General features: G+C 67.0%; 12 protein-coding genes. 4 read left to right on the top strand and 8 right to left on the bottom strand.

From position 1 onward, the window contains the following. Positions 1–22: 22 nt before the first annotated feature. The 4 genes from RIC54_RS22740 to RIC54_RS22725 all read right to left on the bottom strand — a co-directional run bounded on the left by RIC54_RS22740 (position 23) and on the right by RIC54_RS22725 (position 3,787). Positions 23–1,828 (bottom strand): acyl-CoA dehydrogenase, encoded by a 1,806-nt coding sequence (locus RIC54_RS22740; protein ID WP_350096904.1) that lies wholly within the window; start codon positions 1,826–1,828, stop codon positions 23–25. Positions 1,829–1,835: 7 nt separating this feature from the next. After that, a complete protein-coding gene (locus RIC54_RS22735) occupies positions 1,836–2,609 on the bottom strand; it encodes an SDR family NAD(P)-dependent oxidoreductase (RefSeq protein WP_350096901.1) in 774 nt (257 codons plus the stop codon). A gap of 94 nt (positions 2,610–2,703) precedes the next feature. Beyond that, positions 2,704–2,979, bottom strand: coding sequence for a hypothetical protein (locus RIC54_RS22730; RefSeq protein ID WP_350151443.1), 276 nt, complete (start codon positions 2,977–2,979; stop codon positions 2,704–2,706). A 175-nt stretch (positions 2,980–3,154) separates the two neighbouring features. After that, on the bottom strand, positions 3,155–3,787 hold the full coding sequence (locus RIC54_RS22725) for a trimeric intracellular cation channel family protein (RefSeq protein WP_350096897.1): 633 nt from the start codon (positions 3,785–3,787) through the stop codon (positions 3,155–3,157). 191 nt (positions 3,788–3,978) lie between these two features. Between RIC54_RS22725 and RIC54_RS22720 the strand changes: the two genes are divergently transcribed. Beyond that, positions 3,979–4,926 carry an AEC family transporter gene (locus tag RIC54_RS22720; RefSeq protein WP_350096895.1) on the top strand — a complete coding sequence of 316 codons (948 nt, stop codon included), beginning with the start codon at positions 3,979–3,981 and terminating at the stop codon, positions 4,924–4,926. Positions 4,927–4,965: 39 nt separating this feature from the next. On the opposite strand, the gene RIC54_RS22715 is transcribed toward RIC54_RS22720, so the two are convergent. The 4 genes from RIC54_RS22715 to RIC54_RS22700 all read right to left on the bottom strand — a co-directional run bounded on the left by RIC54_RS22715 (position 4,966) and on the right by RIC54_RS22700 (position 7,149). Then, entirely contained in the window at positions 4,966–5,556 is a 591-nt protein-coding gene (locus RIC54_RS22715; protein WP_350096893.1) for a thiamine pyrophosphate-dependent enzyme, read from the bottom strand. A 16-nt stretch (positions 5,557–5,572) separates the two neighbouring features. Continuing rightward, on the bottom strand, positions 5,573–6,085 hold the full coding sequence (locus RIC54_RS22710) for a thiamine pyrophosphate-binding protein (RefSeq protein ID WP_350096891.1): 513 nt from the start codon (positions 6,083–6,085) through the stop codon (positions 5,573–5,575). 156 nt (positions 6,086–6,241) lie between these two features. Further along, a complete protein-coding gene (locus RIC54_RS22705; RefSeq protein WP_350096889.1) occupies positions 6,242–6,736 on the bottom strand; it encodes an SRPBCC family protein in 495 nt (164 codons plus the stop codon). Then, the gene (locus RIC54_RS22700; RefSeq protein ID WP_350096887.1) at positions 6,733–7,149 is read right to left on the bottom strand and encodes an ArsR/SmtB family transcription factor; all 417 of its coding nucleotides are present in this window, start codon (positions 7,147–7,149) and stop codon (positions 6,733–6,735) included. The genes RIC54_RS22705 and RIC54_RS22700 overlap by 4 nt, the downstream gene beginning before the upstream one ends. A 158-nt stretch (positions 7,150–7,307) precedes the next feature. Here RIC54_RS22700 and RIC54_RS22695 point away from each other — a divergent pair, with 158 nt between their 5' ends. From RIC54_RS22695 to ppdK, 3 genes are read left to right on the top strand one after another with little or no spacing between them, the layout of a single operon-like run. Next, positions 7,308–8,258: a glycine--tRNA ligase subunit alpha gene (locus RIC54_RS22695; protein ID WP_350096885.1), complete on the top strand. Its 951-nt coding sequence runs from the start codon at positions 7,308–7,310 to the stop codon at positions 8,256–8,258. After that, a complete protein-coding gene (gene glyS / locus RIC54_RS22690) occupies positions 8,251–10,440 on the top strand; it encodes a glycine--tRNA ligase subunit beta (RefSeq protein WP_350096883.1) in 2,190 nt (729 codons plus the stop codon). Before RIC54_RS22695 ends, glyS begins: the two co-directional genes overlap by 8 nt. Positions 10,441–10,478: 38 nt before the next feature. After that, positions 10,479–13,148 (top strand): pyruvate, phosphate dikinase, encoded by a 2,670-nt coding sequence (gene ppdK, locus RIC54_RS22685; protein WP_350096881.1) that lies wholly within the window; start codon positions 10,479–10,481, stop codon positions 13,146–13,148. The last annotated feature ends 6 nt before the right edge of the window (positions 13,149–13,154 follow it).

The following is a 13,154-nucleotide window of genomic DNA, read 5'->3' as shown; positions in this document are numbered from 1 at the left end:
CCTCCGGGTTGGTCGTAACGGATCAGAACCAGGCTTCGCCCATGGTTGCCAGCGTATCGTCGAACGCGCCGAGCAGGGCCGCTTGCTGCGCCGTGCGCGGCAGTTCCCAGGCCGCGACGTAGCGCGCCGTGTGCAGCTTGCCCAGCAGGAAATCGCGCGGACGCCCCTCCGACGCCGCCGGCAGGTCCTCCAGCGCGGCCAGTGCCTGGCGCAACCACAGCCAGCCGAACACGGTCAGCCCGGCCAGATCCATGTAGGCGGCAGCGTTGGCCAGCAGGCGCACCGGGCCGATCTCGGGTGCGGCCTTCAGCAGCGCTGCTGTGACGGCGGTCAGCCGGTCGAGGGCCGCGGCGGTCTCGCGGTGGAGCGCCTCGATCTCCGGACGTCCGTCGGTGGCACTCAGCGTGCTTCGGATCTCCTCCACCACGGCGGCGAACGCCGCGCCCTCGGCCATGCCGGCCTTGCGGCCCAGCAGGTCGATGGCCTGGATGGCGTTGGTGCCCTCGTGGATCGGGTTCAGCCGGTTGTCGCGGTACAGCCGTTCCACCGGGTAGTCGCGGGTGTAGCCGTAGCCGCCGAGGATCTGGATGGCATTGGAATTGGCTTCCAGCGCCCGGTCGGTGAACCACGCCTTGATGATCGGGGTCAGGAAGTCGAGCAGCAGAGTCTCGCGCCGTCGCACCGCCGCGTCGGGATCCTGGTGCTGCCGGTCGATCCGCATCGCCAGATCCAAGGCGAGCATCAGCCCGCCCTCGGCCACTGCCTTCTGCTGCAGCAGCATGCGCCGCACGTCGGCGTGTTCGATCAGGGGCAGTTGCGGGGTGGTCGGGTCCTTGTCGCCGGGGTGCCGGCCCTGAGGCCGGGTGCGGGCGTAGTCGAGGCTGACCAGATAGCCTTGGTAGGCCAGCATGATCGCACCCATGGCCACGCCGACCCGGGCCTCGTTCATCATGTGGAACATCTGGGCGAGGCCGCGGTTGGGCTCGCCGACCAGCCAGCCGACGCAATCGTCGTTCTCGCCGAACGCCAGCGCGGTGTTGACCGTCCCGCGGTAGCCCATCTTGTGGTTCAGGCCGATCAGGGTGACGTCGTTCGGCTCCGCCGGTTCGCCCGCTTCGTCGAGGCGATAGCGCGGCACGATGAACAGCGACAGGCCCTTCACCCCGGCCGGCGCGCCCTCGATGCGGGCCAGGGTCATGTGGACGATGTTGCGGGTCATCTCGTGCTCGCCGCCGGAGGTCCACATCTTGGAGCCATTGATGGCGTAGCGCTCACCGCCGAGCGGACGGGCGGCGGTGCGGACGTCGGACAGCGACGATCCGGCATGGGGTTCCGACAGCGCCATGGTGCCGAAGAACCGGCCGTCCAGCATCGGCGCCATCCACAACCGCTGCTGTTCGGTCGAGCCGTGGGCATGGATCAGGTTGGCCGCCGCGATGGTCAGGAAGGCGTAGCCGACGGTCGGGGTATTGGCCGCCTTGAAATGCGCGAACGCCGCCTGCTGGATGGTCCACGGTAGTTGCATGCCGCCACGGTCGTGGTCGTGGTGGGCGGCCATGAAACCGGCATCGGAGAATGCCTGCAGCGCCTCGCCGATCTCTGGGATCAGCACGACCTTGCCGTTCTCCAGCCGGGGCTCGTTGGCATCGGACTTGGCGGCGTGCGGCAGGAACTTCGCCTCGGCGATCCGTCGGGCGGTGTCGATGACCTGTGCGAACGCCTCGCGGTCATGGTCGGCGAAGCGCGGATACGCCAGCAAGCTGTCGGCGTCCAGCACCCGCCACAGCGTGAAGGCGAGGTCGTCGGGATCGATCAGCGGCACGGCCATGGCGATGTCAGTCCAGCAGGAAGCCGCCGTCGACGGTGATCACCGCCCCGGTCATGTAGCGCGACGCATCCGACGCCAGCAGCAGCAGCGCACCGTCCAGGTCCTCGGCCTGGCCGAGCCGGCGCTGCGGGACGCCCTTGACCAGCTTCTCGCCGGCAGGGCTGTGGAAGAACTCGGAATTCATCGGTGTTTCGATATAGCCGGGCGCGATCGCATTGACCCGCACCCCGACCCGCGCCAGTTCCAGGCCCATCGCCTTGGTCAGGTGGATCAACCCGGCCTTGGACGCGCAGTAGCTGGACAGATGGCCGATGGGCGCCAGGCCGAGCACGCTGGCGATGTTGATGATCGAGCCGCCGCCCCTGGCACCGTCATGGCGCCCCGCCATGCGACGCGCCGCCTCCTGGCCGGCGAGGAAGCAGCCCTTCAGGTTGGTGTCCAGCACGGCGTCCCAGTCGGCCTCCGTCAACTCCAGGAACGGCTTGGGAACAGCGATCCCGGCGTTGTTGACGAGCACGTCCACCGGCCCGAGCGCCGCCTCGGCGTCGTCGAAAGCGGCGCGCACCGAGCCCGCGTCGGTGACGTCCATGGCGACGGCATGCGCCGTGCCGCCTGCATCTTCAATCTGCTGCTTGAGTTCGGCGAGCTTTCCGGTCTGCCGGGCGGCCAGCGCGACTTTCGCGCCGGCCTGGGCCAGGGTAACGGCAAAGCCGGCGCCAAGCCCCTGGCTGGCCCCGGTGATCAGGGCGATCCTTCCGGTCAGGTCGAAAGCGTCGGCCATGCGGCAGTCTCCGTCCGGTCGTGCGGCAAAGTGAACGCCGACTCATAACCGGGCGGGCGGAGGCTGGCAAACGCGGTAGCGCCGGTCGTCCCCGTCAGCGGGAGCCCTCATCGCCCAGGCGCCGGTTGACGGCAGCCAACTGCTCGGGCGGTGCGACCTGGGCGATGTAGTCGATCGTTTCCTTCCTGGTCCCGCATTGGGTGACAAGCATCGGATAAGGCCGGTCGAGGGACCGGTCGAGCAGATCCTCGGCCGATCTCTGGCATTCGGCCTGCGTTTCGAAGTACTGCGTCGGCTGCGCAAGCACGTCGCATTGCGTTACGGAGTCATCGCAGCCGAACAAGGTCAGTAAGATCAAAGCGTTCATCATGGCATTGCCTCTCTGGAGACCAATGCACGGAAGGCGTCGGGGGTTCCTGGCTAATCGCGAACTTCCGCGAACCGGCCTCGCTCTTCTGACTCAGTACATGGTGACCGTCGACCGGCTTTGCACGTCATCTTTGCCGGAAATCGGAGAGGCCCGGTCCCCGATTTGCCTGGAACGGTCACTCGACCGGATAGTCGCGCCCTGGTCTTGGCCGATAGGTCGGCAGCGACCAGCCGAAACCGATGCCGCCGGCCCGCACGGCGAAGCCGATGGCGAAGCCCAGGATCGCCGCCAGCGGCTTCTCGGCGCCGAGCGACAAAGTGATCACGTAGGCTCCGGCGCCGGCGGCGACCGCGGTTGCGTAGATCTCGCGGCGCAGGATAAGCGGTGTCTCCTGGCACAGGACGTCGCGGATGAGGCCTCCGAACGTGGCGGTCATGACGCCCAGAACGACGGCGACCGGCGGTGCCGCACCGGCGCGCAGTCCCAGTTCGGCGCCCATCACCGCATAGGCGGAAATGCCGATTGCGTCGGCCCACAGCAGGACCACGAACCGGCGCTGCACGATGTGGGCGGTCAGGTAGATCAGCACGGCGATGCCGAGGCAGACCGCGAGGTAGCGTCCGTCGGCGATCCAGAACACCGGACGCTCCAGCAGCACGTCCCGCAGGGTACCGCCGCCGATGCCGGTGGCGCTGGCCATCAGGCCGAAGCCGACCAGATCCATCTGCTTGCGCGACGCCACCAGCGCACCGGTCGCCGCGAACACCGCCACGCCCAGCAGATCAAGCCACGCCACCCAGCCAGCCATCGCGCACCTCGCGTCCCCGTTGCGCCACCTGTTTGGGCGCACGGGCGTTGTACCCGATCCACGCCGTGGGTGTCCGTTGTCGTTTGCCGCGGTAAACTCCACGAAGGAGGCGGGATGCACATACCTACTCGAACGACCGCGGGGCGACGGCGGGCGGTCATGCTGGCCCGGAACCCGGCGATCGGCACGTCATGATCGCGATCCTGCTGTCGATCGCCCCGATATTCCTGCTGATCGTGCTCGGCCATGGCCTGCGGCGCGGGGGGATTCCGTCGATCGAGTTCTGGAACCTGAACGACAAGCTTGTCTACTGGGTGCTGTTTCCGAGCCTGCTGTTCTACAAGACCTCGACGATTGCCCTGTCGGGTGACCTGGTCGGCGACTACGCGGTGGTGATCCTCGGCGGCTTTGCGGGGGCGGTCGGCTTCTCGCTGGTGTCGACGCTGGTCTTCAAGCTGCCCGGGCCAGCAGCGACATCGGTGCTGCAGGGCGCGGCGCGGCACAACACCTTCATCGCGCTGGCCGCGGCCGAGCGCCTGTTCGGAGCCGAGGGGCTGGCGCTGGCGGCGCTGGCGACGGCACTGCTGATCCCGGTCACCAACATCGTGGTGGTATCCCTGATGGTCGCCATGACCCGCAGTCCGGCGAGCGACGGGAGCCGTCAATCCGGCCTGGTCAAGGCGATTGCCCGTGACTTGGCGCGCAATCCGCTGCTGGTCTCGGTGTTCGCTGGAGTCGCCGTGAACCTCACCGGCATCGGGACCATCCCGGTGCTGCACGACGTGACCGCGATCCTGGGGCAGGCGGCGCTGCCGGTGGTGCTGCTGTGTGTCGGCGCCAACATCCGGGTGCGCGAGATGACCGCTTCGGTCGGTCCGGCCGTCCTGTCCATCATCGGGAAGATGGTTGTATTCCCGGCAATCCTGGTCGGGCTGGCGTTATGGATGGCGCTGCCGCCGACGGCAGCGATCGTCGCGGGATTGTTCGGCGCCGTGCCGACAGCGGCGTCCGGCTACACCCTGGCCCGCCAGATGGGCGGCGATGCGCCGTTGATGGCGACCATCATCACGGTCCAGACCGCGCTGGCGTTCCTGACGCTGCCGTTCACGGTCTGGCTGCTGGGGCGCCTCGTCGGGTAGGCTGACGACGCTACCGTTCCCAATGGCGCGCCGGCACGGTCATCCGCCGGCGGTGTTCAGGGCGGCGGTTCGGAACCGGATGCGGCACTCGGCCATGTTGAAGTTGCGCTTGTAGCTGGTCGGCGGCCCGTCGGTGACCCGCACCTGGATGAACCGCGGGCCGGGCATCTCCTCCAGGAACGCGGCGGCCTTGTCCAGATCGGCTTCCGTTTCGACGACGCTGGACGAGGCGATCCCGGCACCCCTGGCGATCTGTTCGAGATTCGCGGTCCGGGACGTGTGGCCGGTCTGTCCGCCGGTCTCGCCGTGGCAGCCGTTGTCGATGCAGACGATGGTCAGGTTCGGCGGCGCCATCGACGCGACCGTCACCAGCGAGCCGATGTTCATGAGCAATTCGCCGTCGCCGGTGACCACGGCGACCTTCCGGTCCGGTGCCGATAGCGCCACGCCGAGCCCCACGGTCGTCGCCGCGCCCATGGCTCCCGCCATGGTGAAGGTGTTGGCGCCGTCGTTGGTCAGGCCGGCAGTGTCCCGGGCCGGCCCGGCCAGGCCGGAAATGAACAGATAGCGCTCGGGGTTTGGGAAGATCCGGGCGAGGACGTCCCGCCGATCCAATGTCGCTTGCCGCATCGTCAGCGTCCTCCTGTCAGAACTGCTTGGCGCCCAGGAACCGTTGCGTCAGGACGATCGCGGTGGATTGTCCCGCCGCGAAAACCGCCGACAGGGCTGCCTGGGTGGCCGGGCGAAGGTCGTCCAGGCTGTCCACCTTGACGATGCCGACGCCCATTGCCGTGAGAATCGGTTCGACCGCCTGTCCCATCGGGTATTGCCAGGGGTTCTGCTCGCCGTAGTCACCGCGCATCGAGACGATCATCAGGATCGGAAAGTTTCCACCCTTCACGAAGGACAGAAAGTTCGGGACGTTGCCGACGCCGGACGACTGCATGCAGACGACCGATCTCCGGCCCACGAGGTCGGCGCCCGCGCAGATGGCGACGCCTTCCTCTTCCGTGGTCAGCAGGACAGCGGTCGTGTCGTTGCGCGCCGAGACATGCTCGATCAGCTTCTTGTTCCCGGCATCCGGGACGTATGAGAACAGCGTTACGCCGGCCTCGACCAGATCGTCGAACAACTGCTTCGACCAGTCGGTCATCGTCATGGCCGCGTCCCCTCCGTTTCGTGCGCTCGACACTATCCGGAAGCGTTGGTGGCTTGGCAATGCGTCGGAGGCTTCGCACCGCCGTCGGCTGACGTGCAGGGATGGAACCAAAGCGAGCATTGGCGGGTCCGGCACGATCCAATCAGAGGTGCCGGTTCAAGCCTGGAGCTCGGCCAGCAGATCCGCCAGCAATGCCATGCCTGCGCCCCAGCCCTTGTCCATACCGCCGATCGCAGCGGCGAAGCAGGCGACTTCCGCCGCATTCGCGTTGTGCGGCACCCAGGTCAGGCGAACGGCGGTCTGATCGCCACTCTCCTCGAACGTAACCGTCGTCAACAGCACCCGCGGCCAGTCGGGCATCATGGGATTCGCGATGATGTTCCACGCGGAATCCGAGACGGAGTGCAGCCAGACCAGCCGCTCGGGCGGCGTGACTTCGGTGTACTCGACCCGCTGGTAGTGGGAAGCGCCACCCCAGCGCATCTCCCCCAGCCACAGTCCGCCGGGCTTCAGCTCTAGCTGATGGACGATGGTCTCCACCCGAGGGCCGTACCAGCGCGGCAGCAGCGCCGGATCGGTCCATGTCTTCCAGACCAGCGCGCGGGGGGCCGCGAAGGTCCTCTCCAGCGCATAGATCGGCAAATCACTCATTCCGGGTCCCCTGGTTCTCTAGTCTGCTTCAGTTCCTTCAGCAGGTCGTCGAGCTGGTCGAAGCTTGACGACCAGAACTCCCTGAACTGTTCGAGCCATTCGACCGCTGCGGCCATCGCCTCGGCCTTCAACCGCGCCGGTCGGCGCTGCCCGTCGATGTCACGCTCGACCAGTCCGGCGCGTTCCAGGACTTTCAGGTGCTTCGAGACCGCCGGCTGACTCATCGCGAAGGGTGCTGCGATCTCGTTGACCGATGCCTCGCCCGCCGCCAAGCGGGCCAGGATCGCCCGCCGGGTCGGATCGGCGAGCGCGGCGAAGACCGCATCAAGATTCTCAGGTTGGGATACATAACGGGAGAGTTCCATAACTTGATAGTTATATAAAAATCCAAAGGCGTCAAAGCAGGCTTCCATCCCTGTCCGGAGCGTCGATCGTGATCGGCTGGTCGGAAGGGCGGCGCAGCATCTGGCGTACCGTGTGCCCATCGCACGGTGCCGCCGCGAGTTCGCTTGATTCAATGCACCTCGGCGTCTAGTTTCTCGCACCCGCGAGATACGCAGCGAGTCGTGTAATGCCGGATGGTGACCGACCGGACAGCCGGTTGGCCTTTCAGTCCCTGATCCTGACCTTGCAGGCCTACTGGGCGAGCAAGGGCTGCGTGATTCTGCAGCCGTATGACATGGAGGTCGGGGCGGGAACGTTTCACCCGGCAACCACCCTGCGTTCCCTTGGTCCGGACGAGATCTGGAAGGCCGCCTATGTCCAGCCGTCCCGACGTCCGACCGATGGGCGATACGGCGAGAACCCCAACCGCCTCCAGCACTACTACCAGTTCCAGGTGCTGGTGAAGCCGTCGCCGGTCGACAGCCAGGAGCTTTACCTGGGCTCGCTGCGCGCCATCGGCCTGGATCCGATGCAGCACGACATCCGGTTCGTCGAGGACGATTGGGAAAGCCCGACGCTCGGCGCCTGGGGGCTCGGCTGGGAGGTCTGGTGCGACGGCATGGAAGTGTCGCAGTACACCTATTTCCAGCAGGTCGGCGGCATCGACTGTTCGCCGGTCAGCCTGGAGTTGACCTACGGGCTGGAACGACTGGCGATGTACATCCAGGAGGTCGACGACGTCTACGATCTGGACTGGGACGGCGTGCCGAAGGACGAGGGCGGCAAGGTCTACGGCGACATCTACAAACAGGCCGAGCTGGAGTTCTCGACCTACAATTTCGAGTATGCCGACACCGAAGTGCTGTTCCAGCATTTCCGCGACGCCGAGAAGGCCTGCGCGGCGCTGCTTGCGGCCGAGAAGCCCATGCCGCTGCCGGCCTATGACCAGTGCATGAAGGCCAGCCACACCTTCAACCTGCTGGACGCGCGTGGCGTGATCAGCGTTACCGAACGGCAAGCCTATATCGGCCGGGTGCGGGCGCTGGCCAAGGCGTGCTGCGAGAAGTGGGTGGAGACCAGCACCGCCTGGAAGGCCGGCTGGGAGCAGAAGAAGCAGGAGCGCCGCAGTCATGGCTGAGCTTCTGGTCGAGCTGTTCTCCGAGGAGATTCCGGCCCGCATGCAGGCGCGCGCCGCCGATGACTTCCGAGGGCTTGTGACGGCGAAACTGAGGGCTGGGGGGCTCGTGTTCACCTCGGCCGAGGCGCACGTTACCCCACGCCGTCTGGCTTTGATGGTCGACGGCCTGCCGGCCCGCCAGCCAGACCAAACCGAGGAGCGTCGGGGCCCCAAGGTCGGCGCGCCCGACAAGGCACTTCAAGGCTTCATGAGGGCGGCCGGCATCGAAGCGATCGAGCAGGCCGAAGTCCGTTCGACCGACAAGGGCGATTTCTACTTTGCGGTCCGTCATGTGTCCGGCGCGCCCCTGGAACGCTACCTGCCGTACCTGTTGTTCGAGGCGATCTCGGAGATGCCCTGGCCCAAGTCGATGCGGTGGGGGCGCAACGACTTCCGCTGGGTTCGGCCGTTGCACGGGATCCTGGCGATGGTCGACGGCAAGGTGCTCGACCTGGACTTCCAATTGATTCGCAACCGCGAAGAGGTTCATCTGCCGACGCTCGAGGGGACGATCAAGGCATCCGGTGAGACTCGAGGTCACCGGTTCCTGGCGCCGAAACCGTTCACCGTCACGTCATTCGCCGACTACCGCACCAAGCTGCGTGACGCCTACGTGATCCTCGACCGCGAGGAGCGCAAGCGGATCATCGTCGACGGGATTGCTGCGCTTGCGAAGGAAGCCGGCCTAGTCGCACGGGACGATCCGGGCTTGCTGGAGGAGGTTTGCGGCCTGGTCGAATGGCCGGTGCCGATGCTGGGCCGGATCGACGCGCAGTTCATGGGTGTGCCAAAGGAGGTGCTGGTCACCTCGATGCGCAGCCACCAGAAGTATTTCGCGCTGGAGACGGCTGACGGCGCGCTGGCCGACCGGTTCGCCGTGGTCGCCAACATGGCGAGCGAACCGGCACGCGACGCCACCATCGTCGCCGGCAACGAGAAGGTGCTGCGCGCCCGGTTGTCGGACGCTAAGTTCTTCTGGGATCAGGACCTGAAAACCCCGCTGGCGAACCGGCGCGAGGCGCTCCGAACCGTCAAGTTCTACGACCGGCTGGGCACCATGGCCGACAAGGTGCAGCGGTTCGCGCAGTTGGCGGTCGAGATCGGCGACCGGATCGGTGCCGACGGCGACATGGTGCGGCGCGCGGCCACCCTGTCCAAGGCGGACCTGACCACCGGCATGGTCAGCGAGTTCCCGGAGCTGCAGGGCGTCATGGGGCGCTATTACGCGCTGGACTCGGGCGAGGACCCGACGGTCGCCGAAGCGATTGCCGAGCATTACTCGCCGCTCGGGCCGTCGGACCGTTGTCCGACCGCACCGGTGTCGGTGGCCGTCGCGCTGGCCGACAAGATCGACACGCTGGTCGGTTTCTTCGCGATCGGCGAAACCCCGACGGGCTCCAAGGATCCGTTCGCGCTGCGCCGCTCGGCGCTCGGCGTGATTCGCCTGATCATCGAGAACAACCTGCGTGTTCCGCTGATCGACCTGTTCGCCTCGGCGTTCGGCCGACTGCCGCGTGACGTCGTGGATGCCAGTCTTGAGAGCGCCGCCGCCAAGCTTGACGGCGGCGAGGTTCCGCCCGGCTGGTACACCGAGTTCACGGTTCTGCCATTCATCCGGCAGGAACTGCTCGGCTTCTTCGCCGATCGCCTGAAGGTCCATCTGCGCGAGCAGGGGGTTCGGCACGACCTGATCGCCGCAGTGTTCGAACTGGGCGACGAGGACGATCTGGTGCGCCTGCTGGCGCGGGTGCATGCGCTTGCCGACTTCCTCGGCACCGAGGACGGGGCGAACCTGCTGACCGGATTCCGGCGTGCCAGCAACATCCTGCGTGCCGAGGAGAAGAAGGACGGGGTGTCGCACGCGGCGGAACCGGAAGCGCATCGACTGGTTTTGAGCGAAGAGACGGCGCTGTACGAGGCGCTGGCCGAGGCGGAGCCTGTGCTGGAGTCCGCGTTGAAGGCCGAGGATTTCGCGGGGGCCATGGCCACCCTGGCGACCCTGCGGTCGCCGATCGACGCGTTCTTCGAGAAGGTCACGGTCAATGCCGACGACGCGGATCTGCGGGTGAACCGCCTGCGGATCCTGGCACAGGTCCGTGACGCGATGGGCCGGGTTGCGGATTTCGCCCGCGTGGATGGTTGAGTGCGTCGATCGCCGAGCGATCGCAAAGGAGTGAAGCGATGACCAAGTGGGTATACGGCTTCGGTGGTGGCACGGCGGACGGCCGGGCCGACATGAAGAACCTGCTGGGCGGCAAGGGCGCGAACCTGGCCGAGATGAGCTCGATCGGGCTCCCGGTGCCGCCGGGCTTCACCGTGACGACCGAGGTCTGCACCCACTACTACGCCAACGGTCGGCAGTACCCGGCCGATCTGAAGGACCAGGTCGAGGCCGCGCTCGCCAAGGTCGAGGCCGAGGTCGGCGCCACCTTCGGCGACGCCGAGAACCCGCTGCTGGTCTCGGTGCGCTCCGGTGCCCGTGCCTCCATGCCGGGCATGATGGACACGGTCCTGAATCTCGGGCTGAACGACACCACGGTGGCCGGCCTGATCGCCCGCTCCGGCGACCGGCGCTTCGCCTATGACAGCTACCGCCGCTTCATCCAGATGTACTCCGACGTCGTGCTGGGCGTGGACCACTACCACTTCGAGGAACTGCTGGATCTGGCCAAGGAAGAGAAGGGCGTCGACCTGGATACCGACCTCGACGCCGACGACCTCGCCACCCTGACCCGGCTGTACAAGGAGAAGGTCCAGGAAGAGAGCGGCCAGCCGTTCCCGGAAGATCCGCGCGACCAGCTGTGGGGCGCGGTCGGTGCGGTGTTCGGTTCCTGGATGAACCAGCGCGCCAACGTCTACCGTCGCCTGAACGGCATCCCGGAGAGCTGGGGCACCGCGGTCAACATCCAGGCCATGGTGTTCGGCAACATGGGCAGCGATTGCGCCACCGGCGTGGCGTTCACCCGCGACCCGTCGACCGGCGAGAACATCTTCTACGGCGAGTTCCTGGTGAACGCACAGGGCGAGGATGTGGTCGCCGGTATCCGCACGCCGCAGCAGTTGACCGTCGCGGCCAAGCGGGCCCAGGGCTCCGACCTGCCGGCGATGGAGGAGGTGATGCCGGAGGTGTTCGGGCAACTCTGCGAGGTGCGCGATACCCTGGAGCGCCACTACCGCGACATGCAGGACATCGAGTTCACGGTGCAGCAGAAGAAGCTGTACATGCTGCAGACCCGGGCCGGAAAGCGCACGGTGCACGCCGCCCTGCGGATCGCGGTGGAGATGGTCGAGGACGGCCTGATCACCCAGTCCGAGGCGGTGTCGCGGATCGAGCCGCGAGGCCTGGACCAGCTGCTGCATCCGACCCTGGACCCGAAGGCCGAGCGCAAGGTCATCGCCAAGGGTTTGCCGGCATCGCCGGGTGCGGCGTCCGGCAAGGTGGTGTTCTCCGCCGATGCCGCCGAAGCCGAGGCCCGCAAGGGCGAGCGGGTGATCCTGGTGCGGGTCGAGACCAGCCCCGAGGACATCCACGGAATGCATGCCGCAGAGGGCATCCTGACCACCCGTGGCGGCATGACCAGCCACGCCGCCGTGGTGGCACGCGGCATGGGACGGCCCTGCGTGTCAGGCGCCGGTCAGATCCGGGTGGACTACGCCACCGGCACGTTCTTCGTCGGCGACGTCACTGTGAGTCTTGGAGACCGCATTACCATCGACGGCGGTACCGGCGAAGTGATGCTGGGCGAGGTGGAGACCGTGCAGCCGGAGCTGTCCGGCAACTTCGCCACCATCATGGAGTGGGCGGACGGCCTGCGCCGGATGCGGGTGCGCACCAACGCGGAGACGCCGGCCGACGCCCGCGCAGCACGCGAGTTCGGTGCCGAGGGCATCGGCCTGTGCCGGACCGAGCACATGTTCTTCGAGGGCGACCGCATCATCGCCATGCGCGAGATGATCGTGGCCAGCAGCGAGAAGGGCCGCCGTACGGCGCTGGCCAAGCTGCTGCCGTACCAGCGCCAGGACTTCGCCGAGCTGTTCCAGATCATGGCCGGATTGCCGGTGACGATCCGGCTGCTCGATCCGCCGCTGCATGAGTTCCTGCCGCACACCGAAGCCGAGATGCAGCAGGTCGCCGAGGCGGCCGACGTTTCGGTCGAGACCGTGCGCCGCCGGTCGCTGGAGCTGAAGGAATCCAATCCGATGCTCGGCCATCGCGGATGCCGGCTGGCGATCACCTTCCCGGAGATCTGCGAGATGCAGTCGCGCGCGATCTTCGAGGCTGCGGCCCAGATTGCCAAGTCCGAGGGCGCGGCGCCGGTTCCGGAAGTGATGATCCCGCTGGCGGCGACTGCCAAGGAGATCTCGATCCTGAAGACGATCATCGACCGGGTCGCCGGCGAGGTGCAGGCGGAGTCGGGCATCGCCATCGAGTACATGGTCGGCACCATGATCGAACTGCCGCGCGCCGCCCTTCAGGCCGGCAAGATCGCCGAGGTGGCGGAGTTCTTCAGCTTCGGCACCAACGACCTGACCCAGACGACCTACGGTCTGTCGCGCGACGATGCCGGCTCGTTCCTCAAGGAGTACGAGGACAAGGGAATCGTCGACGTCGATCCATTCGTCAGCCTGGACCAGGAAGGTGTCGGCGAACTGGTCCGGATCGCGGCCGAACGTGGCCGGGCCGGGCGCCCGGGCCTGAAGCTCGGCATCTGCGGCGAGCACGGTGGCGACCCGGCGTCGATCGGGTTCTGCGAGACGGTCGGGCTCGACTATGTGAGCTGCTCGCCGTTCCGGGTGCCGATCGCCCGTCTGTCGGCGGCCCAGGCGACTATCGCCGCCAAGGCCGCGTGAGGACCG

The sequence above is a fragment of the Thalassobaculum sp. genome, assembly GCF_040219215.1.
Classification (GTDB): Bacteria; Pseudomonadota; Alphaproteobacteria; order Thalassobaculales; family Thalassobaculaceae; genus Thalassobaculum_A.
This window is presented reverse-complemented; position numbering and strand designations above follow the sequence as displayed.

Excerpts from the sequence above, each read along its gene's own strand:
- RIC54_RS22740 (WP_350096904.1), bottom strand. The coding sequence starts at position 1,828 with ATGGCCGTGCCGCTGATCGATCCCGACGACCTCGCCTTCACGCTGTGG.
- RIC54_RS22735 (WP_350096901.1), bottom strand. The coding sequence starts at position 2,609 with ATGGCCGACGCTTTCGACCTGACCGGAAGGATCGCCCTGATCACCGGG.
- RIC54_RS22730 (WP_350151443.1), bottom strand. The coding sequence starts at position 2,979 with ATGATGAACGCTTTGATCTTACTGACCTTGTTCGGCTGCGATGACTCC.
- RIC54_RS22725 (WP_350096897.1), bottom strand. The coding sequence starts at position 3,787 with ATGGCTGGCTGGGTGGCGTGGCTTGATCTGCTGGGCGTGGCGGTGTTC.
- RIC54_RS22720 (WP_350096895.1), top strand. The coding sequence starts at position 3,979 with ATGATCGCGATCCTGCTGTCGATCGCCCCGATATTCCTGCTGATCGTG.
- RIC54_RS22715 (WP_350096893.1), bottom strand. The coding sequence starts at position 5,556 with ATGCGGCAAGCGACATTGGATCGGCGGGACGTCCTCGCCCGGATCTTC.
- RIC54_RS22710 (WP_350096891.1), bottom strand. The coding sequence starts at position 6,085 with ATGACGATGACCGACTGGTCGAAGCAGTTGTTCGACGATCTGGTCGAG.
- RIC54_RS22705 (WP_350096889.1), bottom strand. The coding sequence starts at position 6,736 with ATGAGTGATTTGCCGATCTATGCGCTGGAGAGGACCTTCGCGGCCCCC.
- RIC54_RS22700 (WP_350096887.1), bottom strand. The coding sequence starts at position 7,149 with ATGGAAGCCTGCTTTGACGCCTTTGGATTTTTATATAACTATCAAGTT.
- RIC54_RS22695 (WP_350096885.1), top strand. The coding sequence starts at position 7,308 with ATGCCGGATGGTGACCGACCGGACAGCCGGTTGGCCTTTCAGTCCCTG.
- glyS (WP_350096883.1), top strand. The coding sequence starts at position 8,251 with ATGGCTGAGCTTCTGGTCGAGCTGTTCTCCGAGGAGATTCCGGCCCGC.
- ppdK (WP_350096881.1), top strand. The coding sequence starts at position 10,479 with ATGACCAAGTGGGTATACGGCTTCGGTGGTGGCACGGCGGACGGCCGG.